Origin of the sequence: Streptomyces sp. NPDC052040, assembly GCF_044548405.1 — a bacterium.
Classification (GTDB): Bacteria; Actinomycetota; Actinomycetes; order Streptomycetales; family Streptomycetaceae; genus Streptomyces.
This window is the reverse complement of record NZ_JBIUBV010000016.1, coordinates 66198-89828: the sequence shown is the minus strand read 5'-3', so window position 1 is coordinate 89828 and position 23631 is coordinate 66198. Positions and strand designations below refer to the sequence as shown.

At 72.8% G+C, this 23631-nt stretch carries 19 protein-coding genes; 13 read left to right on the top strand and 6 right to left on the bottom strand.

The genetic code is table 11. The features are described 5' to 3' along the window. Window positions 1–30 precede the first annotated feature (30 nt). Complete coding sequence (locus tag ACIHAA_RS26230) at window positions 31–2310, bottom strand: FdhF/YdeP family oxidoreductase (protein ID WP_399821244.1); 2280 nt, start codon at window positions 2308–2310, stop codon at window positions 31–33. 201 nt (window positions 2311–2511) lie between these two features. On the opposite strand from ACIHAA_RS26230, the gene polA reads away from it, so the two are divergent. Further along, entirely contained in the window at window positions 2512–5238 is a 2727-nt protein-coding gene (gene polA, locus ACIHAA_RS26225) for a DNA polymerase I (protein ID WP_399821243.1), read from the top strand. Between the two features lie 114 nt (window positions 5239–5352). Here polA and ACIHAA_RS26220 read toward each other — a convergent pair whose 3' ends face one another. Beyond that, a complete protein-coding gene (locus ACIHAA_RS26220; protein WP_399821241.1) occupies window positions 5353–6207 on the bottom strand; it encodes a DUF4184 family protein in 855 nt (284 codons plus the stop codon). Between the two features lie 268 nt (window positions 6208–6475). Here ACIHAA_RS26220 and ACIHAA_RS26215 point away from each other — a divergent pair, with 268 nt between their 5' ends. From ACIHAA_RS26215 to ACIHAA_RS26205, 3 genes are all read left to right on the top strand, one after another. Further along, window positions 6476–8248 carry a lytic transglycosylase gene (locus ACIHAA_RS26215; protein WP_399821239.1) on the top strand — a complete coding sequence of 591 codons (1773 nt, stop codon included), beginning with the start codon at window positions 6476–6478 and terminating at the stop codon, window positions 8246–8248. A gap of 175 nt (window positions 8249–8423) precedes the next feature. After that, window positions 8424–8558: an SPW_0924 family protein gene (locus ACIHAA_RS26210; RefSeq protein ID WP_399821238.1), complete on the top strand. Its 135-nt coding sequence runs from the start codon at window positions 8424–8426 to the stop codon at window positions 8556–8558. A gap of 51 nt (window positions 8559–8609) precedes the next feature. Further along, complete coding sequence (locus ACIHAA_RS26205; protein WP_399821235.1) at window positions 8610–9605, top strand: DUF3068 domain-containing protein; 996 nt, start codon at window positions 8610–8612, stop codon at window positions 9603–9605. Here ACIHAA_RS26205 and ACIHAA_RS26200 read toward each other — a convergent pair. Further along, the gene (locus ACIHAA_RS26200) at window positions 9595–12369 is read right to left on the bottom strand and encodes an ATP-dependent RNA helicase (protein ID WP_399821233.1); all 2775 of its coding nucleotides are present in this window, start codon (window positions 12367–12369) and stop codon (window positions 9595–9597) included. The genes ACIHAA_RS26205 and ACIHAA_RS26200 overlap by 11 nt on opposite strands. A 257-nt stretch (window positions 12370–12626) precedes the next feature. On the opposite strand from ACIHAA_RS26200, the gene ACIHAA_RS26195 reads away from it, so the two are divergent. Next, on the top strand, window positions 12627–12953 hold the full coding sequence (locus ACIHAA_RS26195) for a hypothetical protein (protein WP_399821231.1): 327 nt from the start codon (window positions 12627–12629) through the stop codon (window positions 12951–12953). A 90-nt stretch (window positions 12954–13043) separates the two neighbouring features. Here ACIHAA_RS26195 and ACIHAA_RS26190 read toward each other — a convergent pair whose 3' ends face one another. Next, window positions 13044–13904: a class I SAM-dependent methyltransferase gene (locus ACIHAA_RS26190; protein WP_399821229.1), complete on the bottom strand. Its 861-nt coding sequence runs from the start codon at window positions 13902–13904 to the stop codon at window positions 13044–13046. Between the two features lie 344 nt (window positions 13905–14248). On the opposite strand from ACIHAA_RS26190, the gene rpsA reads away from it, so the two are divergent. The 4 genes from rpsA (at window position 14249) to ACIHAA_RS26170 (ending at window position 17998) form a co-directional block, all read left to right on the top strand. Further along, a complete protein-coding gene (gene rpsA / locus ACIHAA_RS26185; RefSeq protein ID WP_046584654.1) occupies window positions 14249–15742 on the top strand; it encodes a 30S ribosomal protein S1 in 1494 nt (497 codons plus the stop codon). Between the two features lie 226 nt (window positions 15743–15968). Beyond that, complete coding sequence (locus tag ACIHAA_RS26180; protein WP_399821227.1) at window positions 15969–16907, top strand: PAC2 family protein; 939 nt, start codon at window positions 15969–15971, stop codon at window positions 16905–16907. 51 nt (window positions 16908–16958) lie between these two features. Then, on the top strand, window positions 16959–17567 hold the full coding sequence (coaE, locus tag ACIHAA_RS26175) for a dephospho-CoA kinase (RefSeq protein WP_399821225.1): 609 nt from the start codon (window positions 16959–16961) through the stop codon (window positions 17565–17567). Window positions 17568–17617: 50 nt separating this feature from the next. After that, window positions 17618–17998: a tetratricopeptide repeat protein gene (locus tag ACIHAA_RS26170; protein ID WP_399821223.1), complete on the top strand. Its 381-nt coding sequence runs from the start codon at window positions 17618–17620 to the stop codon at window positions 17996–17998. A gap of 9 nt (window positions 17999–18007) precedes the next feature. Here the strand turns inward: ACIHAA_RS26170 and ACIHAA_RS26165 are convergent, their stop codons facing one another. Continuing rightward, window positions 18008–18280: a DUF6343 family protein gene (locus tag ACIHAA_RS26165; protein ID WP_399821221.1), complete on the bottom strand. Its 273-nt coding sequence runs from the start codon at window positions 18278–18280 to the stop codon at window positions 18008–18010. Window positions 18281–18388: 108 nt separating this feature from the next. On the opposite strand from ACIHAA_RS26165, the gene ACIHAA_RS26160 reads away from it, so the two are divergent. Beyond that, window positions 18389–19375 carry an acyltransferase domain-containing protein gene (locus ACIHAA_RS26160; protein ID WP_399821366.1) on the top strand — a complete coding sequence of 329 codons (987 nt, stop codon included), beginning with the start codon at window positions 18389–18391 and terminating at the stop codon, window positions 19373–19375. Window positions 19376–19423: 48 nt separating this feature from the next. Here ACIHAA_RS26160 and ACIHAA_RS26155 read toward each other — a convergent pair whose 3' ends face one another. Next, window positions 19424–20131, bottom strand: a complete 708-nt coding sequence (locus tag ACIHAA_RS26155) for an RNA-binding S4 domain-containing protein (RefSeq protein ID WP_399821219.1) — start codon at window positions 20129–20131, stop codon at window positions 19424–19426. A 104-nt stretch (window positions 20132–20235) separates the two neighbouring features. Between ACIHAA_RS26155 and ACIHAA_RS26150 the strand changes: the two genes are divergently transcribed. The 3 genes from ACIHAA_RS26150 to ACIHAA_RS26140 all read left to right on the top strand — a co-directional run bounded on the left by ACIHAA_RS26150 (window position 20236) and on the right by ACIHAA_RS26140 (window position 23612). Next, window positions 20236–20967 (top strand): uracil-DNA glycosylase, encoded by a 732-nt coding sequence (locus ACIHAA_RS26150; protein WP_399821217.1) that lies wholly within the window; start codon window positions 20236–20238, stop codon window positions 20965–20967. A gap of 161 nt (window positions 20968–21128) precedes the next feature. Beyond that, entirely contained in the window at window positions 21129–23186 is a 2058-nt protein-coding gene (locus tag ACIHAA_RS26145; RefSeq protein WP_399821215.1) for an FUSC family protein, read from the top strand. A gap of 252 nt (window positions 23187–23438) precedes the next feature. After that, complete coding sequence (locus ACIHAA_RS26140) at window positions 23439–23612, top strand: hypothetical protein (protein WP_399821213.1); 174 nt, start codon at window positions 23439–23441, stop codon at window positions 23610–23612. The last annotated feature ends 19 nt before the right edge of the window (window positions 23613–23631 follow it).

Sequence of the window (23631 nt, the reverse complement as noted above, 5' to 3'; positions counted from 1 at the left end):
TCGGTCACTCGCCTGCGGCTGAGCAAACGCTCAGTCGGCCGCCGATTGTTCCAGCCGCACCACGACCGACTTGCTGGCGGGGGTGTTGCTGGTGTCCGCCGTGGCGTCCAGCGGGACCAGGACGTTGGTCTCCGGGTAGTAGGCGGCCGCGCAGCCGCGGGCGGTGGGGTAGTGCACGACGCGGAAGCGCGGCGCACGCCGCTCCACGCCGTCCTTCCACTCGCTCACCAGGTCCACGTACGACCCGTCGGCCACGCCCAGCGCGCGGGCGTCCTCCGGGTTCACCAGCACCACCCGGCGGCCGTTGGTGATGCCCCGGTAGCGGTCGTCCAGGCCGTAGATCGTGGTGTTGTACTGGTCGTGCGAGCGCAGGGTCTGGAGCAGCAGCCGGCCCTCGGGCAGGCTCGGGTACTCCACGGGGGCCGCGGTGAAGTTGGCCTTGCCGGTGGCGGTGGGGAAGCGGCGCTCGTCGCGCGGCGCATGGGGGAGCGTGAAGCCGCCGGGGTGCGCCACCCGCGCGTTGAAGTCCTGGAAGCCGGGGATCACCCGGGCGATCCGGTCGCGGACGGCCGCGTAGTCCCGCTCGAACTCCTCCCACGGCACCTTGGTGTCCTGGCCGAGCACCCGGCGCGCCAGGCGGCACACGATGGCGGGCTCGGACAGCAGCTGCGGGCTCGCGGGCTCCAGCCGGCCGCGGGAGGCGTGCACCATGCCCATGGAGTCCTCGACGGTCACGAACTGCTCGCCGCCGTCCTGGAGATCGCGCTCGGTGCGGCCCAGGGTGGGCAGGATCAGGGCGCGCGCCCCGGTGACCACGTGCGAGCGGTTCAGCTTGGTCGACACATGCACGGTGAGCCGGGCCCGGCGCATGGCCGCCTCGGTGACCTCGGTGTCGGGGGACGCGGACACGAAGTTGCCGCCCATCGCGAAGAAGACCTTCGCCTCGCCGTCGCGCAGCGCGCGGATGGCGCTCACGACGTCATAGCCGTGCTCGCGCGGCGGGGCGAAGCCGAACTCCTTCTCCAGGGCGTCCAGGAAGGCGGGCGCGGGCCGCTCGAAGATGCCCATGGTGCGGTCGCCCTGCACATTGGAGTGGCCGCGCACCGGGCACACGCCCGCGCCGGGGCGGCCGATGTTGCCGCGCAGCAGCAGGAAGTTGACGACCTCGCGGATGGTGGGCACGGCGTGCTTGTGCTGGGTCAGACCCATGGCCCAGCAGACGATGGTGCGCTTCGAGGCGAGCACCATCCGCAGCGCCTGCTCGATCTCGGCGCGGGTCAGGCCGGTCGCGGTGAGTGTCTCGTCCCAGTCGGCGGCGCGCGCCGCCGCGGCGAACTCCTCGAAGCCGTGGGTGTGTTCGCGGACGAAGTCCTCGTCGACGGCGCCCTCGGTCTCCAGGACGAGCTTGTTGAGGAGGCGGAAGAGGGCCTGGTCGCCGCCGATGCGGATCTGGAGGAACAGGTCGGTCAGCGCGGCGCCCTTGAGCATGCCCCGGGCGGTCTGCGGGTTCTTGAAGCGCTCCAGGCCCGCTTCGGGGAGCGGGTTGACGCTGATGACGCTCGCCCCGCTCGCCTTGGCGCGCTCCAGGGCCGACAGCATGCGGGGGTGGTTGGTGCCGGGGTTCTGCCCGGCGACGATGATCAGGTCCGCCTGGTAGAGGTCTTCGAGGAGGACGCTGCCCTTGCCGATGCCGATCGTCTCGGTCAGCGCGGAGCCGGACGACTCGTGGCACATGTTGGAGCAGTCGGGCAGGTTGTTGGTGCCCAGCTCGCGGGCGAAGAGCTGGTAGAGGAAGGCGGCCTCGTTGCTGGTGCGGCCCGAGGTGTAGAAGACGGCCTCGTCCGGGGAGCCCAGCGCGGTGATCTCCTCGGCGATGATGTCGAAGGCGCGCTCCCAGGTGACCGGCTCGTAGTGATCGGCCCCCTCGGGCAGGTGCACGGGGTGGGTGAGACGGCCCTGCTGGCCCAGCCAGTACCCGCTGCGGGTGGCGAGGTCGGCCACCGGGTGCGCGGCGAAGAACTCGGGGGTGACCCGGCGCAGGGTGGCCTCCTCCGCGACCGCCTTGGCGCCGTTCTCGCAGAACTCCGCCGCGTGCCGGTGGTCCGGCTCCGGCCAGGCGCAGCCCGGGCAGTCGAAGCCCTTCTTCTGGTTGACCCGGAGGAGGGTGAGCGCGGTGCGGCGCACACCCATCTGCTGCTGGGCCATGCGCAGGGTGTGCCCGATGGCCGGGAGCCCCGCCGCCGCGTGCTTCGGCTCGGAGACCTGCGGCGCGTCCTGAACCGGGTCCCCCTCGGGCGGCCTGCCTGCCATCACGGTCCTCCCCTTCGCATCGACCTGTGAGGTATGTCTCCGCATCCTCGCACGCGCCACCGACAAGGGGACCGCCCGGTGGGGTGCGGACCGGCACAGGCCGGTGCGGGCGGGGAGAGAGGGATGGGGCCCCTCCCGGAACCGGGGCCCCGAGGCCCGCGGCGGACCCGGCTGTCGGTGGAGCGTGGCAGGATCGGGGACGTGGCAGAAACAGCATCGAAGAAGACCGAGAAGACCTCCGGCGGCGGCCGTCCCCGGCTGATGCTCATGGACGGGCACTCACTGGCCTACCGCGCGTTCTTCGCGCTGCCCGCGGAGAACTTCACCACCGCGACGGGCCAGCCGACGAACGCGATCTACGGCTTCGCGTCGATGCTGGCGAACACGCTGCGCGACGAGGCGCCCACGCACTTCGCGGTGGCCTTCGACGTCTCCCGCAAGACCTGGCGCTCCGAGGAGTTCACGGAGTACAAGGCGAACCGGTCGAAGACCCCGGACGAGTTCAAGGGCCAGGTCGAGCTGATCGGCGAGCTGCTGGACGCGATGGGGGTCCAGCGCTTCGCGGTCGACGGCTTCGAGGCGGACGATGTGATCGCCACCCTCGCCACCCGCGCCGAGGCCGAGGGCTTCGAGGTGCTGATCGTCACCGGTGACCGCGACTCCTTCCAGCTGGTCAGCGAGCACACCACGGTGCTGTACCCGACCAAGGGTGTCTCGGAGCTGACCCGCTTCACTCCGGAGAAGGTTTTCGAGAAGTACGGGCTGACGCCGGTGCAGTACCCGGACTTCGCGGCGCTGCGCGGCGACCCGTCGGACAATCTGCCCGGCATCCCGGGCGTCGGCGAGAAGACGGCCGCGAAGTGGATCAACCAGTTCGGCTCGTTCGCGGAGCTGGTGGAGCGCGTCGACGAGGTCAAGGGCAAGGCCGGGCAGAATCTGCGCGACCACCTGGAGTCGGTGAAGCTGAACCGCCGCCTCACCGAGCTGGAGCGCCAGGTGGAGCTGGCCAAGGGCGTCGCCGACCTGGAGCGGGCCGCGTACGACCGCAAGGCCGTCGCGATGATCCTGGACACCCTGGAGATCAGGAACCCCTCGCTGCGTGAACGGCTCTTCGCCGTCGACCCCGGGGGCGAGGAGACGGTGACGGCCCCGGTCGCCGCGGCCGGTGTCGAGCTGGACGGCGCGGTGCTGGGCGCGGGCGAGCTGCGGCCGTGGCTCGCCGCCCACAGCAACCGGCCCCTCGGCCTCGCCACGGTCGACTCCTGGGGGCTCGGCGCGGGTGCGGTGGCCGAGGTCGCGCTGGCCGCGGCCGACGGGTCCGCGGCCTGGTTCGACCCGGCGCAGCTGGACGAGACGGACGAGAAGGCGTTCGCGCAGTGGCTCGCCGACCCGGCCCGGCCCAAGGTGCTGCACAACGCCAAGGGCGCGATGCGGGTCCTCCCCGAGCACGGCTGGTCCCTGGAGGGCGTCACCATGGACACGGCGCTCGCCGCGTACCTGGTGAAGCCGGGACGCCGGTCCTTCGCGCTGGACGCGCTGTCGCTGGAGTACCTCGGCCGGGAGCTGGCGCCCGCGGCCACGGCGGACGGCCAGCTGGCGTTCGGCGCCGACGAGGGCGCCGAGGCCGAGGCACTGATGATCCAGGCCCGCGCCATCCTCGACCTCGGCGAGGCCTTCGAGGAGAAGCTGACGGAGGTCGGCGCGGCGGATCTGCTGCGCGACATGGAGCTTCCCGTCTCCACGCTGCTCGCCCGGATGGAGCGGCACGGCATCGCGGCCGACCGCACCCATCTGGAGGCCATGGAGCAGCTGTTCGCGGGCGCCGTCCAGCAGGCGGTGAAGGAGGCGCACGCGGCGGCCGGGCACGAGTTCAACCTGGGCTCGCCCAAGCAGCTCCAGGAGGTCCTCTTCGGAGAGCTGGGCCTGCCGAAAACCAAGAAGACCAAGACGGGTTACACCACCGACGCGGACGCGCTCGCCTGGCTCGCCGGCCAGACCGAGAACGAGCTGCCGGTGATCATGCTGCGCCACCGCGAGCAGGCGAAGCTGCGGGTGACCGTCGAGGGCCTCATCAAGACGGTGGCCGCGGACGGCCGTATCCACACCACCTTCAACCAGACGGTCGCCGCGACCGGCCGTCTGTCCTCGACGGACCCCAACCTCCAGAACATCCCGGTGCGTACGGACGAGGGCAGGGCGATCCGCCGCGGTTTCGTGGTGGGTGAGGGCTTCGAGTCCCTGATGACGGCCGACTACAGCCAGATCGAGCTGCGGGTGATGGCGCATCTGTCGGAGGACGAGGGCCTGATCCAGGCGTTCACCTCCGGCGAGGACCTGCACACCACGGTGGCCTCCCAGGTGTTCGGGGTGGGCCGGGACGCGGTGGACGCGGAGATGCGGCGCAAGATCAAGGCCATGTCGTACGGCCTGGCCTACGGTCTGTCCGCCTTCGGCCTCTCCCAGCAGCTGAACATCGAGGCGGCGGAGGCCCGCGCCCTGATGGAGACGTACTTCGAGCGCTTCGGCGGCGTACGGGACTATCTGCGGCGGGTGGTGGACGAGGCCCGGGCCACCGGTTACACCGAGACCCTCTTCGGCCGCCGCCGCTACCTCCCGGACCTGAACAGCGACAACCGCCAGCGCCGGGAGATGGCGGAGCGCATGGCGCTGAACGCGCCGATCCAGGGCACCGCCGCGGACATCGTGAAGATCGCCATGCTGCATGTGGACCGGGCGCTGCGCGAGGCCGGTCTCGCCTCCCGCATGCTGCTCCAGGTCCACGACGAAATCGTCCTGGAGATCGCCCCCGGCGAGTGGCACAAGGCGGAGGAGCTGGTCCGCCGCGAGATGGCGGGCGCGGTCAAGCTGAAGGCGCGGCTGGATGTGTCGGTGGGACACGGAGCGGACTGGGAGTCGGCGGCCCACTAGCCGACCTGCCCCCTGCGCCTCTGACCCTCTGCGCCCCCGGACCTCCTTCGCCCCTGGGCGTCACCCGCCCCTGCGCGTCACCCGCGCGGGGGCGGGGCTTCCGTCCGGGCGGGGTCAGCGGGCTGTCGGGCGGCGCGGCTCCGGTTGCGGGGCCGCGGGGTCGGCGGGGGCCGGGCGCAGCGCCCTGACCCAGGTCACATACACCGCGAGGCCGACGGTGAGACCGGCTCCCGCCCCGAAGCACACCGGAGGGATCGCGTCCAACGGCCGTGCGGTCGTCCCCCAGTAGGCCCACCAGCGGGACACCCGCTGCACCGCGCCCACGGCCGCGCAGCCGCCGATCACCGCGCTCGCCAGCCAGCGGTCCGCCCAGGACAGCAGCGGCAGGCTCGATGTCGCCTCCAGTCCGGTGGGCAGCCGCCGCAGGACCACCGTCAGGAAACCGGCGACGATCACCGCGGCCCCCGCCGAACTGCCGTACTGGAGATAGGTGTACAGCGGCGTCCCCCCGAACGGCCTGCCCAGCACCGGGAGCAGCCGCATCCCAAAGCGGCCGAAATGGGTGAACGCGTCCCAGACGACATGGGTCAGCGCCCCGAGGGCCGCGGAGACGTACCAGCGGACGAGCAGCGGGAACGAGACCCTCCGGCGGGGGGCGCCACAGCGCACCAGGGTCGCCACCCGGCCCCGTACCGCGGCCGGAAGCAGGGCCACCACCGGCTCCCGCAGCACCAGCCACGCCCCCACCAGCGCCCAGGCGATGAGCACATCCACCGTGAACACCCCGGCCAGGGAATGGGTGACGGCCCCGAAGTCCATTCCCCCGGAGACCGCGCTGGCCGCGAAGTAGGTCATGTCGGGCGCGAAGGAGCCGGCGACGAGGACCGAGGGCACCAGGCGCCCGCGCCCGGATCCGTCCCCGCGCACGGCGGGCAGCACCGCAGCGGCGTGGCTGAGGGTGAACGGCACGGCGGCTCCCTCGGCAGATGGCGACCGGGTACAACCACCCGGCGATCTCAGACGTCCAGTATGGGGGACACAGGAATCGGGTGAGGCGAGCCGCACCCTTTCCGTGTCCCGCTCCACGAGCACATGACCAACTGGTGAAAACCGGGCACCAACGGGTGCCGGGGCGACGGAAGTTGTCGTAGGGTCACTTGGTCGCCGCGCCGGGGAGCGTGGTCGCACACAGAGGGCGCACCACTACACAGGGTCCTCGACGGGAGGGGTTCACTCAATGGCGGCGCATTTCGGCAGGAGGCTGCGCAAGGGAGCGGCCACCACGGCCGTGGCCGCAGCCGCGGTCGCGGCGCTGGCCGCGTCCCAGGCTCCGGGGGCGACCACCGACGACCAGGGCAGACAGACCACCGGCGCGCAGACCACGCCCGAGGCGGAGGCCGCCGGGGGAGGTAACGGAACCGCCACGGGCAACGGCGGCTACTACACGGACCTCCCGCCGCTGAACAGCCCCGCTCCGGTTCCGTCCCCGACCGCCGACCCCACGCCCCCGGGCCCGGTGGGCATCGCGGAGGCCGGTATACCGGCCACCGTCCTGGACGCCTACAAGAAGGCGGCCGCGGAACTCCAGCAGTCCAAGCCGGGATGCAATCTGCCCTGGCAACTGCTCGCCGCGATCGGCAAGGTGGAGTCGGGCCAGGCCCGCGGCGGCCAGGTCGACGCGAACGGCACGACGTACTCGAAGATCCTCGGCCCGCTCCTGGACGGCAACGGCTTCGCGAACATCAAGGACACCGACCACGGTGCCTACGACGGCGACGCCACCTACGACCGTGCCGTCGGCCCCATGCAGTTCATCCCGTCCACCTGGGCGTGGGCGGGCCGCGACGGCAACGGCGACGGGGTGAAGGACCCCAACAACATCTACGACGCCGCCCTCGCCGCCGGTCACTACCTGTGCCGTGCCGACCGTGACCTCTCGGTCCAGGCCGACATGAACGCGGCGATCCTCGGCTACAACGCCTCGCAGGACTATCTGAACACCGTGCTGTCCTGGTACGAGTACTACCGCAAGGGCACCCACTCGGTCCCGGACGGCACGGGCACGGTGCCCACCCGCCGCAGCGACGACGGCTCGGGTACGGGCCCGGGCACGGGCTCTTGGCCGAAGCAGGGTGGCACCGGGCACCCCAGCACCCCCCGGCCCGCCCGCCCCCACAAGCCCGGCGGCAGCAGCCGCCCGTCCCCCGACCCGTCGAAGCCGCATCCGACGAAGCCGGGCAAGCCCACACCCAAGCCGCCCACCGCCACCGACACGGTGGACCGCCTGGCGGACGCCGGTACCGGCACGCTCTCGGCCCGCACGGGCGAGACCTTCCACCAGAGGGTCGCGGTGAAGGCCCTGACCGGGAAGGGCAAGGCGGTCGCGAAGGTCCGGGTGCGGTTCACGATCCCCGGGGACACGGACGCCGTCTTCGCAGGCGGCGAGAAGGTGGCGACCGTGCTCACCGACAGCACGGGCAAGGCCACCGCGCCGGTGCTTGTCGCGGGCCGGAAGACCGGCACCTTCACGGTCGACGCCCTCGTCGTGGGCCGGAAGGTCACCGCCGAGTACCGGGCCACCGTCGCCGAACGCCTGGCCGACACGCTCGTCCGCACCGCCGACACCCCGCTGACCTGTACCCCCGGTGGGGAGTTCGCGGACCAGGTCGAGGTGAAGGCCGCCTACAAGAAGGCGGTCGCGGACGGTGTCGCGGTCACCGCCACCCTCGTCACCTCGGCCGACGACCCCACCGAGAACGACAAGGGCCCCTACTTCAAGGATGCGGACGGCAAGCCCGTACGCACCCTCACGGACCTGGAGACCGACGCCAAGGGCCTGCTGAAGCTCCCGAAGCTCTACGCCGACGACACCACCGGCACCTTCCTGCTCCGCATCACCACCGCGGGCGGTGCCACCCTCACCGTCGAACTGGACGTGGCGGCAGCCACGTCCACGCCGACCCCCACCCCGACCGCACCGGGCAGCCCCTCGCCGAGCCCCGGCGCGTAGGCCCGCACCGGACCGCTGACGACGGCGGCGCCCCTCCACCATGGAGGGGCGCCGCCGTCTTGCGCCGGACGTGTTCTCATCTGGCGCGCGCGTTGCTACGGTGCCGGACCTGACGGCTTGTCAGGTCAGTTCGGCTCAGCTCGGTTCGGCTCGGTTCAGGTCCGGGGAGGCCCGTATGCGTGCACTCGTCGCCGCCGCGATCGGCCTCGCCGCCGCGCTCGCCCTGGTGTTCGCCCTGACGGCCCTGGGCCCGCCCTCGGGCCCGACGTCCCCGAAACCGCTGCTGACGACCGTGCCCAGCCACCCGTGACGGACGAAGCGGCCCCGAACGCCCCCACCGCACGGGCAGGGAGGACGTGAGATGCGAGGCAAGGCCGGACTGATCCTGCTCGCCCTCGCCGTGTTCTGCACGGCACTGTCCCCACTGCTGCGCTGGTACGCCTACCCGCGCCTGGTCAAGGTTCCCGCGAACCAGTACCAGACCATGGTCCTCGAAGCGAAGAACGCCACCCTCCTCGACTACGCCACGATGACCCCGCGCACGGTCCCCGAAGTCACCGTCGTCCAGACCCTCAAGGGCGATGTGGAGGCCGCGCGGAAGGCCCGGAAGGCGACGGGCCGGGACGTGGTGGTCTGGGACGGCCTCTCCTACGCCCAGGGCCCCGACGGGCAGATGGTGTCCCGCGTCCCCGAGCGCTATGTCTTCGACGCGCATAGCCAGGAACCCGTGCACACCACCGGCGAGACGGTCGACGGTGACCCGGTCCGCCGCGACGGCATCGAGTTCAAGTGGCCCTTCCTCACCCGGAAGAGGGACTACGAGTACTTCGACGCCCAGACGCGCAGCACCGCCCCCATCCACTACACGGGCACCCGCACCTTCCACGGCCTGACCGTCTACTGCTTCGAACAGACCGTCCCCTGGACCCGGGTCCCCTTCCCCAAGGTCATGCCCGTGCAGGGCCTCAGCCCGGAGTGGGTGGCGAAGACCGGCACCACCCGCTGGTACACCACCGTCCGCCGATTCTGGGTCGAACCCCTGACCGGGGCGCCCGTCTACGGCGAGGAGATCCACCGGGAGGAGCTGCGTGGCGGCACCCTCCTCGGGGGCCGCGCCAAGGTCACGGCGTTCGCGGGCGACGTGAAGATGCGCGAGGACTACATCCGTTCGACGGTCGCACTCGTCAAGCGCGAGCGCCTGCCGGTCCTGCTGCTGACCTCCTGGCTGCCCTGGGGCTTCCTCGCCCTGGGACTGGGGCTGCTGGCCCTGTCGCTCGGCCTGGAGGCGCACGCCCGGCGGCGCCCGGACGGCCCCCCGGCCGCGGGACGGGCCGAGCCCGATCCGGTCACCGTCTGAGCCGTGCGTTGGTGTGCCGGGTCGGTTCGGCGGCGGGGTCCTCGGGCCAGGGGTGCTTGGGGTACCGGCCCCGCATCTCGGCCCGTACGGCCCCGTAGCCGCCGCGCCAGAAGGAGGCGAGGTCGGCGGTGACCGCGAGCGGCCGCCCGGCGGGGGAGAGCAGATGCACCAGCACGGGCACATCGGCGATCCTGGGCGACTCCTGGAGCCCGAACATCTCCTGGAGCTTCACGGCGAGAACCGGCCGCTCGGGGTCGCCGTAGTCGATCCGGACCGCGGAGCCGCTCGGGACGGTGATCCGCTCCGGCGCCAACTCGTCGAGCCGGGCGGCATCGCCGGTGGACCAGGGCAGCAGCCGGGCCAGGGCCTGCCCCGCGTCGATCCGCGCGAGATCGGCGCGGCGCCGGGCCCGGCTCAGCTCGGGTTCCAGCCACTCGTCCACCCGCGCGAGAAGCGCGTCGTCGTGCACCTCGGGCCAGGGCTCACCCCGGTGCAGCCGCAGAAACGCCAGCCGCTGCCGCAGCGCACGGGCCCCCGGCGACCACCCCAGCAGACCGAGCCCTTCCTCCCGCAAGCCGCCGATCAGGGCCTCTCTGACGAGGTCCGGTGCGGGATCCCGCAGCGGCCGCACCGCCAGCTCCACGGCGCCCAGCCGTTCGACACGGCGGGCCACGACATCCCCCTCGGCCCAGTGGACCTCCTCGCCCGCGGAGTGCAGGGCGGCGGCCGCCCGCCGTGCCACGTCCTCGTCCACCGCCGCGGCGAGCCGCACCCGCGCATGGCCCGCGCCGACCGGCCGGTCGGCCACGGCGACCGCGAGCCAGCGGGCACCGCGCAGCCCGGTTCCCTCGCCCAGCTCGGCGCGCGTGCCGTTCACCATGAGACAGGAGCCGCCGTCGGCCCGGGCCAGCCGCTCGGGAAAGGCGAGAGCGGCGACCAGACCGGCCACCTGCTCGTCCGAGGCCGCATCGGGCATGCGTGCGGGGAGTTGCCCGTCCGGGGCCGCTGCTCCGGACGGTCCCGCGGGAGACCGTCCTGCGGGGGGCCGTCCCGATCCCTCCGGGCTGGTGGCGAGGCCATCGGCGTCGGCGGTGAGGCGGTCCGCATCGCGGAGGCGGTCTGGGCCGGTGGGGCGGCCATCCGTATCGGCGGTGAGGCGGCCTGGGCCGCCGGCGCTGCCATCCGCAGCGCCGTCGAGGCCGTCCGCGCCGGTCGTCAGGCCATCTGTGCCGCCGGTCAGGCCCTCCGCGTCGCGGTCGAGGCTCTCCGCCGTGGCGCGCAGTCGACGTGCCTCGTCCCGCCAGCGGGCCGTGTACGCGTCGTTCCCGCGCCGGGCCGCCCGCCAGGCCGCCGCCAGGTCGTCCCCGTAGTCCCGCGGCGGCTCCTCGCTCAGCAGGGCGACCACCTCGGCGGCCCGGCCCGTGCCCACCTCGGGTGCCGCGTCCAGCAGGGCCCGGGCCAGCCGCGGATGCAGGCCGAGCCGGGACATCCGGGCGCCCCGCGCGGTGGCACGGCCCGTCGCGTCCAGGGCGCCGACCGCCGTCAGCACCGACCGGGCAGCCGCCATCGCCCCGCTCGGCGGGGCATCCAGGAGCGCCAGCCCGGACGCGTCCGGATCGCCCCAGCACGCCGCGTGCAGGGCGAACGCGGTCAGATCGGCGACCTTGATCTCCGGCGCCGGGTAGCGGGGCAGCCGCCCGTCCTCCGCCTCCGACCAGCAGCGGTAGACCCTGCCCGGGGCCTCGCGCCCCGCCCGGCCCGCGCGCTGCCGTCCGGCCGCCTGCGAGGCCCGTACCGTCGTCAGCGCACTGAGCCCGCGCGCATGATCCACCCTGGGTTCCCGCGCGAGCCCGGAGTCGACCACCACCCGCACCCCCGGCACCGTCAGCGAGGACTCCGCGACGGAGGTCGCCAGCACCACGCGCCGCCCGGTGCCGGGGGACAGCACCGCGTCCTGCACCGCCGCCGGGGCCCGCCCGTGGACCTGGAGCACCTCGACGCCGCCCAGGCCACCCAGGTGTCCCGCCACCCGTGCGATCTCCCCGACACCGGGCAGGAAGCACAGGACATCGCCCGTGCACTCGGCGAGCGCCCGCCGCACCACCGAGGCCACATGCGCGAGCAGCGCCGGGTCCACGCGCAAGCCGTGCGGCGGCCGCACGGGACGCGCGGGCGGTGCCCAGACCACCTCCACCGGATGCGACACGCCCGGCGCCTCGACGACCGGGGCGCCGCCCAGCAGCCGGGCCCAGCCCTCCGCGTCCGTGGTCGCGGACGCCGCCACCAGCCGCAGCCCGGGCCGCAGGGCCTCCCGTACATCCAGCAGGAAGGCGGCGACCGTGTCGGCGTCCAGGTGCCGTTCATGGCACTCGTCGAGCACCACCGCGTCCACGCCCGGGAGTTCCGGGTCCCGCTGAAGCCGCTGGAGCAGCACCCCGGTGGTGACGACCTCCACACGGGTGTGCGGCCCCGTCACCCGCTCTCCGCGCACGGTGTACCCGACACTCCTGCCGGGCCGCTCCCCGAGCAGCCACGCCATCCGCCGGGCCGCGGCCCGCGCGGCGATCCGGCGCGGTTCGGCGACGACCACCCGGCGCGCGGGGCCGCCGCCGACGAGCCCGGCGAGGACCAGCGGCACCAGGGTCGTCTTGCCGGTGCCGGGCGGCGCGCACAGCACCGCGGCACCGTGCTCCTCCAGCGCGTTCCCCAGGGCGGGGAGGGCGGAGCGGACGGGAAGCCGGTCGAGGGCGTCGTGGCGGATCACCGCACCAGTGTTCCAGGCGGCCCCGGCCCGCCCTCAGGGACAGGGACGGCCCGCTCTCAGGGACAGGGACGGCCCGCTCTCAGGGGCAGGGAGGGCGGGGCCGAGGGGCGCGGGCCCGGCGGCCCGGCGGTTCCGGACAATCGGCCGCCGACGGCCCGGTGCGGGTGTGCTGACCGCGCGCGGCGGGCAGAAACGTCGAGTCGGCACGTCGCCCTCGGGGCCTCGGTCCGCGGTGCCACGCGGTGGGGGGTTCGCGCATGTACATCTGTCCCGTCTGCAAGCGGAGCGACAGGACCACCGCGCTCAGCACGTACTGGCGGGCGCTGCCGGCCGACCGGCGGGCCGGTGTGCCCCACCTCGCGCGCCCGCCGCTGCACGACGAGCGCTGGGCGGCCCCGCTCGGGCTCCTCACCCTGGGCTGCGCCCTGCTGCTCTCCGAAGCCTGGCTGGGGCTGGTGGGAGTGGCCGGCGGGGGCGTCTGGCTGGTGTCCCTGCGCGACAAGGTGACCCACGCGGCACGGTGCCGGGCCGACTGGCACCGCAAGCAGTTCTGCCGCCGGTGCCATCACGACTTCCTGCCGTGATGGCGGGGCCGTTCTCTCAGCCCCGACCGTCCCGCCAGTCCCGCCAGTCCCGTCGGTCCAGTCGGTCCAGTCGGGCCCGACGGGACTGTCTCAGTCCCGCTCGCAGACGAAGATCGCCGTGCCCGGGATCAGGCCCCCGCGCAGCGGCGACCAGCCGCCCCACACCGAGGTGTTCCAGGCGGGCCACTCGGGCTCGACCAGGTCGACCAGCCGGAAGCCGGCCGAGGCGATGTCCCGTACCCGGTCGCCGAGGGTGCGGTGGTGCTCCACATAGACCGCCCGGCCCTCGTCGTCCTGCTCGACGTACGGCGTGCGGTCGAAGTACGAGGCCGCCACCGACAGGCCCTCGGGGCCCGGCTCGTCCGGGAAGGCCCAGCGGATCGGGTGGGTCACCGAGAAGACGAAGCGGCCGCCCGGGCGCAGCACCCGGCGCACCTCGCGCAGCACCAGGGCCGGGTCCGCGACGAACGGCAGCGCGCCGTACGCGGAGCACACCAGGTCGAAGGAGCCCTCCCGGAAGGGCAGTACCGACGCGTCGGCCTGGACCAGCGGGAAGGACCCGCCGATCCGCAGGGCGTGCTGGAGCTGGCGGTGGGAGAGGTCCAGGGCCACCGGGCGGGCGCCCTGCGCGGCCAGCCAGCGGGAGCACTGTGCCGCGCCCGCCCCGATCTCCAGGACGTCCTTGCCCTTGAGGTCCTCGGGCGGGCCGAGCAGTTCGGCCTCGATCTCGTCGAGCCCCTCGGGGCCCCAGACGAAGCGGTCGTCACCGAGGAAGGTGCCGTGCTCGACCTGGTACTCGTCCGCGTTCCGGTCCCACCAGCCCCGGTTGGCCCGGGAACTCTCCGAGACACCCGCGGTGCGTCGGGTGGCCTCCGGCTCGGACTGCTCGGGCTCTTGGATGATCGGCTCCCTAGTCGTACTCTTCCGTCCAGCCCGCCTGGGCGGCGGCACGGGAAGAGGTGTCCCAGGCCATGGCGGCCTCGTGGCGTGTCCGGTATACGGGTGGTGTCGCACCCCGACTTGTGCCGGGAATACGGGGATCCGCCCCGGGTGCGCGCTTCGCACATTGACCCTGTCCGGCTGCCCCCGTATGCTACAAGTTGCGCTGCGGGCCTGCGCACCTCAGACGTAGCAGGCTGCGCTCGCATCTGTTGTATGTCCCCTCGGTTGTCGAGGCGCCACCACCAGTCACTGGTGGGGCGCTTCCTTGGCTGTCCGGCTTCTTCAGAGCGAAACGGGCTCCCGGCGTAAGCAGTACCTACGACTTCAATGTCCGTACCGGAGCCCTTTCCCACATGACGAGCAGCACCGAGACCACCGCCACCACCCCGCAGGTAGCGGTCAACGACATCGGTAACGAGGAAGCCTTCCTCGCCGCGATCGACGAGACGATCAAGTACTTCAACGACGGCGACATCGTCGACGGCGTCATCGTGAAGGTCGACCGGGACGAGGTCCTGCTCGACATCGGTTACAAGACCGAAGGTGTCATCCCGAGCCGCGAACTCTCGATCAAGCACGACGTCGACCCCAACGAGGTCGTCGCCGTTGGTGACGAGATCGAGGCCCTTGTTCTCCAGAAGGAGGACAAGGAAGGCCGCCTGATCCTCTCGAAGAAGCGCGCCCAGTACGAGCGTGCCTGGGGCACCATCGAGAAGATCAAGGAAGAGGACGGGATCGTCACCGGTACCGTCATCGAGGTCGTCAAGGGTGGTCTCATCCTCGACATCGGCCTCCGTGGCTTCCTCCCGGCCTCCCTGGTCGAGATGCGCCGCGTCCGCGACCTCCAGCCCTACGTGGGCAAGGAGCTCGAGGCGAAGATCATCGAGCTGGACAAGAACCGCAACAACGTGGTCCTGTCCCGCCGTGCCTGGCTGGAGCAGACCCAGTCCGAGGTCCGCCAGACGTTCCTCACGACCCTCCAGAAGGGTCAGGTCCGCTCCGGCGTGGTCTCCTCGATCGTCAACTTCGGTGCCTTCGTGGACCTGGGTGGCGTCGACGGTCTGGTCCACGTCTCCGAGCTGTCCTGGAAGCACATCGACCACCCCTCCGAGGTTGTCGAGGTCGGCCAGGAGGTCACCGTCGAGGTTCTCGACGTCGACATGGACCGCGAGCGTGTCTCCCTGTCGCTGAAGGCGACGCAGGAGGACCCGTGGCAGCAGTTCGCCCGGACCCACCAGATCGGTCAGGTCGTCCCGGGTAAGGTCACCAAGCTGGTTCCGTTCGGTGCGTTCGTCCGCGTGGACGAGGGCATCGAGGGCCTGGTCCACATCTCCGAGCTGGCCGAGCGCCACGTGGAGATCCCGGAGCAGGTTGTCCAGGTCAACGACGAGATCTTCGTCAAGGTCATCGACATCGACCTCGAGCGCCGCCGCATCAGCCTCTCGCTGAAGCAGGCCAACGAGGCGTTCGGTGCCGACCCGGCGACGGTCGAGTTCGACCCGACCCTCTACGGCATGGCCGCGTCCTACGACGACCAGGGCAACTACATCTACCCCGAGGGCTTCGACCCCGAGACCAACGACTGGCTCGAGGGCTACGAGACCCAGCGCGAGGCGTGGGAGCACCAGTACGCCGAGGCGCAGACCCGCTTCGAGCAGCACCAGCAGCAGGTCATCAAGTCCCGCGAGGCCGACGCTGCCGCTGCCGCCGAGGGTGGCGAGGCTGCCGCTCCGGCCGCTTCGGGTGGCGGTTCGTACTCCTCCGAGGGTGCGGACAACTCCGGCGCCCTGGCGTCGGACGAGGCGCTCGCCGCTCTGCGCGAGAAGCTGGCCGGCGGCCAGAGCTGAACGCTCGCCGCTAGGCACTAGCAGCTGACCGAGGGCCCGCACCCCCATGGGGTGCGGGCCTTCGGCGTGTTCTCCGGCAGCGCGCGGACCCTTGGCGTGTTCTCCGGCGGGGTGGGGGTCGTCGGCGTGTTCTCCGGCAGGAGGGCGGGTGAAAGGACGCGGGCCGGGAATGCCCATGTCCTGGAGCGCGTTGTGCCGGAAGGAACACGAGGAGGAGCGGTCCACAGTGCTTGATCCGCAGGATTTGTACGCATGGGAGCCGAAGGGGCTGGCCGTCGTCGACATGGCGCTCGCCCAGGAGTCGGCGGGCCTGGTCATGCTCTACCACTTCGACGGATACATCGACGCGGGCGAGACCGGCGACCAGATCGTCGAGCAGCTCCTCGAATCGTTGCCCCACCAGGTCGTGGCCCGCTTCGACCACGACCGGCTCGTGGACTACCGGGCCCGCCGTCCGCTGCTCACCTTCCAGCGGGACCGCTGGACCGGATACGAGGTCCCGTCCCTGGAGGTGCGGCTCGTCCAGGACGCCACCGGAGCGCCCTTCCTGCTGCTGTCCGGGCCCGAACCGGACGTGGAGTGGGAGCGGTTCGCCGCCGCCGTCCGGCAGATCGTGGAGCGCCTCGGCATCCGTCTCGCCGTCAACTTCCACGGCATCCCCATGGGCGTGCCGCACACCCGCCCGGTGGGCCTCACCCCGCACGGCAACCGCACCGACCTCGTACCGGGCCACCGCAGCCCCTTCGAGGAGGCGCAGGTCCCCGGCAGCGCCGAGGCCCTCGTCGAATACCGGCTGATGGAGGCCGGACATGACGTCCTCGGGGTCGCCGCGCACGTACCGCACTACATCGCCCGCTCCGCGTACCCGGACGCGGCGCTGACCGCGCTGGAGGCCATCACCGCCGCGACGGGACTCGTCCTCCCCGGCGTCGCCCACGCGCTGCGCACCGAGGCGCACCGCACCCAGACGGAGATCGAGCGCCAGATCCAGGAGGGCGACGAGGAGCTGGTCGCGCTCGTCCAGGGGCTTGAGCACCAGTACGACGCCGCGGCAGGCGCCGAGACCCGCGGCAATATGCTCGCGGAGCCCGTCGAGATCCCGTCCGCGGATGAGATCGGGCAGGAATTCGAGCGATTTCTGGCGGAGCGCGAGGGTGAGGGCTGAGCGCGTAGGCCGCCCCCCGGCCCGTCAGTGGGGGGCCGTAGGCTTCGCCTCATGCTGAAGGTGGGCCTGACCGGCGGTATCGGCGCCGGCAAGAGCGAGGTGTCACGGCTGCTCGTCGAGTGCGGCGCCGTGCTGATCGACGCGGACCGCATCGCCCGCGAGGTCGTCGCACCCGGAACACCCGGGCTGGCGGCGGTCGTCGAGGCCTTCGGGGAGGGCGTCCTCGCACCGGACGGGAGCCTGGACCGCCCCCGACTGGGATCCCTGGTGTTCTCCGACCCCGAGAAGCTCGCCGTCCTCAACGCGATCGTGCACCCCCTGGTCGGCGCCCGCTCCCGTGAGCTGGAGGCCGCCGCACCCGAGGGCGCCGTGGTCGTCCACGACGTTCCCCTCCTCACGGAGAACGGACTCGCCCCGCTCTACGACGTGGTGGTCGTCGTCGACGCGAGCCCCGCCACCCAGCTCGACCGGCTCGTCCGGCTGCGCGGGATGAGCGAGGACGACGCGCGCTCACGGATGGCCGCGCAGGCCTCCCGCGAGAAGCGCCGGGAGATCGCGGACATCGTCATCGACAACGACGTTTCCCTGGACACGCTGATACGGCGCGTAAGGGACGTATGGGCGGATCTCGTGTGCAGGGCCGGGCAGACGCCGGAATAGCGAACGCCGCGAGGTGCGTTGAACCGCAGCAGCCAGGGAAGGACTCAGCCGTGCCCGAGAACAGCGATCCGACCGGACGCAGTCCGGAGACCCATGTGATCGACTTCCGTGCCGCTGAGCAGTTGCTCGCCGCACGGGACCCCAGGGGCGCGGTCAAGCTGCTGGACGGCGTGATCGCCGCGCACCCCGAGAACACGGCCGCCCGGCTGCTGCGCGCCCGCGCCTTCTTCGCCGCCGCGCAACTGCGCCCCGCCGAGCTGGAGTTCAGCATTGTGCTGGAGCGCGAGCCGGACAACGCCTACGCCCACTTCGCACTGGCCCGCACCTATGAACGCCAGGCCCGCCGCGAGGAGGCGAAACGCCACTTCCGGCTGGCAGCCGCACTGGACCCCAACCCGCAGTACCTGAAGGCGGCGGACTTCGACTCGTAGGCCCGCGGTCTAGCGGCGGCGCCCGTCCGGCGGGGTGTACGGCGGGACGTCACGGCCCGGCTGCCAGTGGGGGCCCTGCCGGATATGGCGCACGATCACGGCGAGGTCCGTGCCGATCACCAGCCACAGCACACCGCACGCCGCGGCCCAGCCCGGTCGCCCCACGAGCGCGAAGACGACCGTGCCGAAGGTCGCCCAGGCCAGGCCCCACACGCTCAGCCAGAAGCGCATCCGCAGCGCACTGCGTGCCGTCGCCGGTTCACTGCCCGTACGCATCAGCATCATCACTCCTGACCTGACGCGTACCCTTCGTGGTGCATGTTCACCATGGAACGGCGACCGGAATCCCGAGGCGCGGGCGCGCCGCCGGGGCCGTCCGGGGAGGCGAAGGTGCTGCTGGAGACGGTGCGGGCGGACGCGCGGCTCGCCGAATGGCTGACGGACCTGGAGCGCGAGGACGCCCCCGGAGAGACCGGGGTCCTGCCCGGCGCGGACGAACTCCCCGAGATCCTGCTCGACCTCGCCGTACCCCACGAGGACATCAACGAAGTGGTCGCGCTGCGCGTCCGCCTGGGGCGGGACCCCGACGCGATGACGCTGCTGGCGCGCTGCGTCACCCGCTTCGTGCGCGACATGGGCGAGATCGGCAAGGCCTGTGAGCCGCCCCTGCTCCCGCCCTCGGCCGGGGCGCTCGGGCGCTACTTCCACCTCTACGTCTTCATCGCGGCGCTGCCCTTCGTGCGCGCCCACCACCGGGAGCGCGGAATACCCGAGGAGGTGACCCGCCGCACGCTCGCGGATCTGGGACGCCAGGTGGCGGTGCACCGCAGACGGCGCGGCACCGGGGGGCTGCTGTTCCCGTGGTGGCTCGCACTGCACTTCCACGGGGAGCTGTTCCAGCTGGGGCGGTTGCAGTTCCAGCGCACCCGGCTGGGGGAGCGCACCGGGCGGGCCGTCGCGGCGGCGGGCCATCCGCAGGGCCCCGGCGACCCCTGTCTGGAGCTGCACATACCCGACTTCCGGGGCCCGCTGTCCCCGTCCGCCTGCGCACGGTCCCTGGACCTCGCGCGGGAGTTCTTCGCCCGTCACTACCCCGGCGAGCGCCAGAAGACCGCCGTGTGCCACTCCTGGCTGCTGGATCCGCAGCTCAGGCGGTATCTGCCCGCCGACTCCAACATCGTCCGCTTCCAGGACCGCTTCCGGACCGCCCACGAGGAACCGACACCCGACGACGGGGTGCCCGTCGGCTTCGTCTTCGGCGATCCCGACCTGCCGGTGGAGGACCTGCCGCGGCGCACCCGGCTTGAGCGGGCGGTGGGGGACCATCTGCGCGCGGGCGGCCACTGGTACACGGGCCACGGCTGGTTCGCCCTGTGAGACCTCCGAGCGATGAAGTGCTGCGCACCTCCTGAAGCCGACCCGCCCTCAGCGGTTCCCTGAGCCGCTCCGCCCCGGGGACCGGCCCCGGCCGCCGGACCCGCTCTGCTCCCTGCCGGTCCTGCCCCGCCCCTCGGAACGGCTCTGGGCACCGAGAGCCTCGGCATAGCCCTCGTAGGGGCTGACCGGTGCCCCGGCCGGACCGCGCAGGCGTTCCATCTCGCGGCGGTCGCGCTTGGTGGGACGTCCGGCACCCCGGTCGCGGATGCCCGCCGGGGCCACCGCGTCCCGCGGCGGCGGAGGCGGGCTGTTGTCGACGTAGCACTGGACCGCCACCGGTGCCCCCACCCGCTTGCGGATCAGACGCTTCACCACGACGACCCGCTCCCGGCCCTCGTGCCGCAGCCGGACCTCGTCGCCGATCCGCAGGGAGTGCGCCGGTTTCACACGCTCGCCGTTGACCCGGACGTGACCGCCCCGGCAGGCGGTGGAGCCGACCGAACGGGTCTTGACGAGCCGCACGGACCAGATCCAGCTGTCGACACGGACGCTCTCGCCGCGCGCCGGGCCCGCCGCCTCGGCGGCCTTCACCGCAGCAGCGGCCTTCGTGTCCCCTTCCGGAGCGGCACCGTCGGCGCCGGACGCGCCCGCGGGGGAGTCCTGGGGAGGCGCCTCGTCCTGCCGGGGCACGCCCTGTCCCGGCACCGCGGTGTCCGTTCCGCCCGTCCGCTCGTCGTCCACACCCTCGGAAGCCATGTCCCGACCTTAGTGCCTCTCGTTTGGATCAGGCCGGGCTCCGGCGCCCCGATACTTTTCCACAGGGCCCAGGGCGCCCGGCCGTCAGGTCCTACCGTGGAGGCATGGACCACAGCAGCCTTGCCGAACTGGACGAGCGGATCACCGGGTGCCGCGCCTGTCCCCGGCTGGTCGCCTGGCGGGAGGAAGTGGCCCGCACCAAGCGCGCCGCATTCACCGACTGGACGTACTGGGGGCGGCCGGTGCCGGGCTTCGGGCCGCCCGACGCGAGACTGCTCGTCGTGGGGCTCGCCCCCGCGGCACACGGTGGGAACCGGACGGGACGGATGTTCACCGGAGACCGGTCCGGGGACGTGCTCTACGCGGCCCTGCACGCCGTGGGGCTGGCGTCGCAGCCCACCTCGGAGTCCGCCGCCGACGGGCTCGAACTGCTCGGCGTACGGGTCACCGCGCCCGTCCACTGCGCCCCACCTGCCAACAAGCCGACCCCCGAGGAGCGGGACACCTGCCGGCCCTGGCTGGTCCAGGAACTGCGGCTGCTGCGCCCGTCCCTGCGGTCCGTGGTCGCGCTCGGCGCCTTCGGCTGGCAGGCCACGCTGACCGCGCTCGCCGAAGCGGGCCGGGAGGTGCCCCGGCCGCGGCCCGCCTTCGGACACGGCGCCCGGGTGCCGCTGGACGGACTGGAGGTCTTCGGCTGCTTCCACGTCAGCCAGCGCAACACCTTCACCGGACGGCTCACCCCCGAGATGCTGCGCGAGGTGCTGCGCACGGCGGCGGACGCGGCGGGGCTGCCGACCACGGACAAGGAGCCGAGACCCCGCCCCTCAGGGCGGTGAACTGGGAGGTTGCGTCCATAAAGATCACGGTCCTCCGCCGTCTTTCACATCGCGGAAACCTTCACGTCCCTTTCGTCCCTCCCGCGCCCCTTACCGTGGAAAGGTACCCCGGCCATCGTCGCCCGAAGGCACACTCCCGCCCTCGTCCGGACAGGAAACCCGTGTCGCGCCCCGCTTTCTCCCCGCCCCCCTGGCTCGCCCATGCCCTGCGTGCCCAGCGCGGACCGGTGCCCTGGGGCGCCGTCGTCCGGGGCGCACTCACCGCCGGGCCGCTGCTCCTCGCAGCCGTGCTCGCCGGACGCACCCCGGCCGGGGTGGTCGCCGCCCTCGGTGCCCTGTTCGCCGGGATCAACGACCGGCCCGGCAGCCGCCGGGCCGCCGTCCACCACCTCGGGGCACCCGCCCTCGCCGGGGCGGGCGGCCTCCTCGTAGGAACATATGCCGGGCAGCACACCGGGCCCGTGCTCCTCACCGTCGTCCTCGCCGGACTCGGCCTGGTCGCCGGTGCCGTCAGCGCCGTGGGGCACGTCGCGTCCGCGGCCGGTACCCAGTTCCTGGTCGCCTCCGCCGTCGGCGCGGGCATGCCGCTGCCCGACCCCGGATGGCAGCGCGCCCTCTTCTTCCTCGCCGGAGCGGGCTGGCTGCTCCTGCTGCGGCTCGGGTTGCCCGCCTTCACCGGCCGTACCGGCGACCCCGGGGTCGGCCTCCGAGACGGCCACGGGACCGGAGGCCGCCCCGATCAACCGTCCGACCACCCGTCCGACCGCTCATCCGGCCACCGGTCCGGCCCGGGCATCGGAGGCCGCCTCGATCGGCGGTTCGACCGCCGACGCTTCGACTATCGACGCTTCGACTATCGATTCGACGGGGAGCGCGAGGCCGTCGCCACGGTCTACGACGCCGTCGCCGACCTCCTGACCGCCACCGGCACACCCGGCGCGACTGCTCGCAGAGCCGCGCTGACCGCCGCCCTGGACAACGCCCAGGACGCCCTGACCGGACCCCGGCTCCGCCGCTACGCGTCCTCCGCGGTCGAACGGCGTCTGCACGCCCAGTACGCCGCGGCCCTGCCCCTCGCCGAGGCCGCCACCGCACTGGCCTGGGCCGAGGAGGCCCTGCCCGCGCGGGCAGCCGAGGGGCCGCGCCTGCTCGCCGGTGCCGTACGCGGAAACACGCCTCCCGGGCCGCTGCCCGCACCCGCCCGCGACGCACCCGCCCTGCGCGCCCTCGACGACGCGCTGCTGCACGCCGCCGACACCTTCGACCGCGGCGGCGACGGACTCGCACTGCACACCCGGCGCCGCAGCGCCGCATCCGTACTGCGCACCGTCCTCGGCCCCGGCGGACGGGAGTACGGACTGCGGGTCGCCCTGTGCTTCGGGGCGGCCGTGGCCGTCGCCCAGGCCCTGCACCGCGCCCAGTGGTACGGGCACCACACGCACTGGTACTGGCTGCCTGCCACCGCGGTCTTCCTCGTCAAGCCCGACCTCGGACCGCTTGTCTCACGTGTGCTGTGCCGGGCGGCCGGTACGGTGCTCGGCGCCCTTGTCTTCGCCGTCCCGGCCGCCCTGCTGCCGCGCCCCGCCGGGCTCATCGTCCTGGTGACGCTGTGCGGGGCGCTGATCCCCGTCGCCACACGCCACTTCGCCGCCCAGACCGCCGTCGTCACCGTTCTCGTCCTCGCCCTGGTCATGGCCGGTGGGGACCCCGGGGCCTCCTGGAGCCGGATCGGGGAGACCCTGCTCGCCTGCGGGATCGTGCTGCTCGTCGGCCATCTCCCGGCCCCCGGGCAACGCGGCGGCACCGTACGGGCCCGACTGGCGCGGGCGGTGGAGGCGGCCTACGGGTACCTCGCACACGTACTGGACCACGAGGACGACCGCGCCGGACGCTGGGCGCTGCGCCGCGACGCCTACCGGACTCTCGCCCAGGCGCGGGCCGCCATCGACCTGTCCGCGGCCGAACTCCCGGCCCTGGCCCGGCACACCCGGGGCACCGCGGAGGTGGCCGCTACCCTCGAACGGCTGGTCGACACGACTACCGCGTGCGCCGTGCACCTCGACGACAGCGGGCGGCTGTCGCCCCGCCACCGCGAACGGCTCACCGGCCTCCTCGACGAACTCGACCGCCGCCGCGCCCGCGCCGGTCTCGCCACGGTCCCGCGGCCCACGAGCCCGCGCCTCCGCGAACGCGACCTCGCCGGCCGGCCGGACGCGTAGGGACAGAAGATGCCCCTGTGTCCGTACAGGACCGGTCAGTTGATGTCATTCTTCGCCCGTTGCCCGTGACGGAGTGTCGAATACGTCTCAGTACCGTCACGTCACGAGCCGTTCACCCGCAGACAGGCGTTTAACTCTACGAGCCGGTCTGCGGGCCGATCTACGAGTTGGTCCACGAGTTGATCTACGAGAGTTGATCTACGAGCCATTCGTGATCGGCCGCTGGAACCCGGCGTGGCAAGGAGGTGCAGGGTGAAGGGGCGAACGGTTCTGGAACGCTTTCCCGCGGGCGGGCCGCGCGGCTCATGGCCCGCGGAGGAGTACGCGCAGGCGCGCCGCCTGGAGGGGCAGCCCGCTGAGGTCGTCATGGATCTCGTGACGGACGCGTTCCTGGTGATCGTGCGGGGTGCCGAAGCCGCCGAGTGAGCGTGCGCCCCTGGACGGG

What these genes read in the sequence shown, in the direction of transcription:
- rpsA (WP_046584654.1), top strand. Translation starts at nt 14,249, where the DNA reads ATGACGAGCAGCACCGAGACCACCGCCACCACCCCGCAGGTAGCGGTC.
- ACIHAA_RS26215 (WP_399821239.1), top strand. Translation starts at nt 6,476, where the DNA reads ATGGCGGCGCATTTCGGCAGGAGGCTGCGCAAGGGAGCGGCCACCACG.
- ACIHAA_RS26205 (WP_399821235.1), top strand. Translation starts at nt 8,610, where the DNA reads ATGCGAGGCAAGGCCGGACTGATCCTGCTCGCCCTCGCCGTGTTCTGC.
- ACIHAA_RS26210 (WP_399821238.1), top strand. Translation starts at nt 8,424, where the DNA reads ATGCGTGCACTCGTCGCCGCCGCGATCGGCCTCGCCGCCGCGCTCGCC.
- ACIHAA_RS26165 (WP_399821221.1), bottom strand. Translation starts at nt 18,280, where the DNA reads ATGCTGATGCGTACGGGCAGTGAACCGGCGACGGCACGCAGTGCGCTG.
- ACIHAA_RS26230 (WP_399821244.1), bottom strand. Translation starts at nt 2,310, where the DNA reads ATGGCAGGCAGGCCGCCCGAGGGGGACCCGGTTCAGGACGCGCCGCAG.
- coaE (WP_399821225.1), top strand. Translation starts at nt 16,959, where the DNA reads ATGCTGAAGGTGGGCCTGACCGGCGGTATCGGCGCCGGCAAGAGCGAG.
- ACIHAA_RS26150 (WP_399821217.1), top strand. Translation starts at nt 20,236, where the DNA reads ATGGACCACAGCAGCCTTGCCGAACTGGACGAGCGGATCACCGGGTGC.
- ACIHAA_RS26155 (WP_399821219.1), bottom strand. Translation starts at nt 20,131, where the DNA reads ATGGCTTCCGAGGGTGTGGACGACGAGCGGACGGGCGGAACGGACACC.
- ACIHAA_RS26195 (WP_399821231.1), top strand. Translation starts at nt 12,627, where the DNA reads ATGTACATCTGTCCCGTCTGCAAGCGGAGCGACAGGACCACCGCGCTC.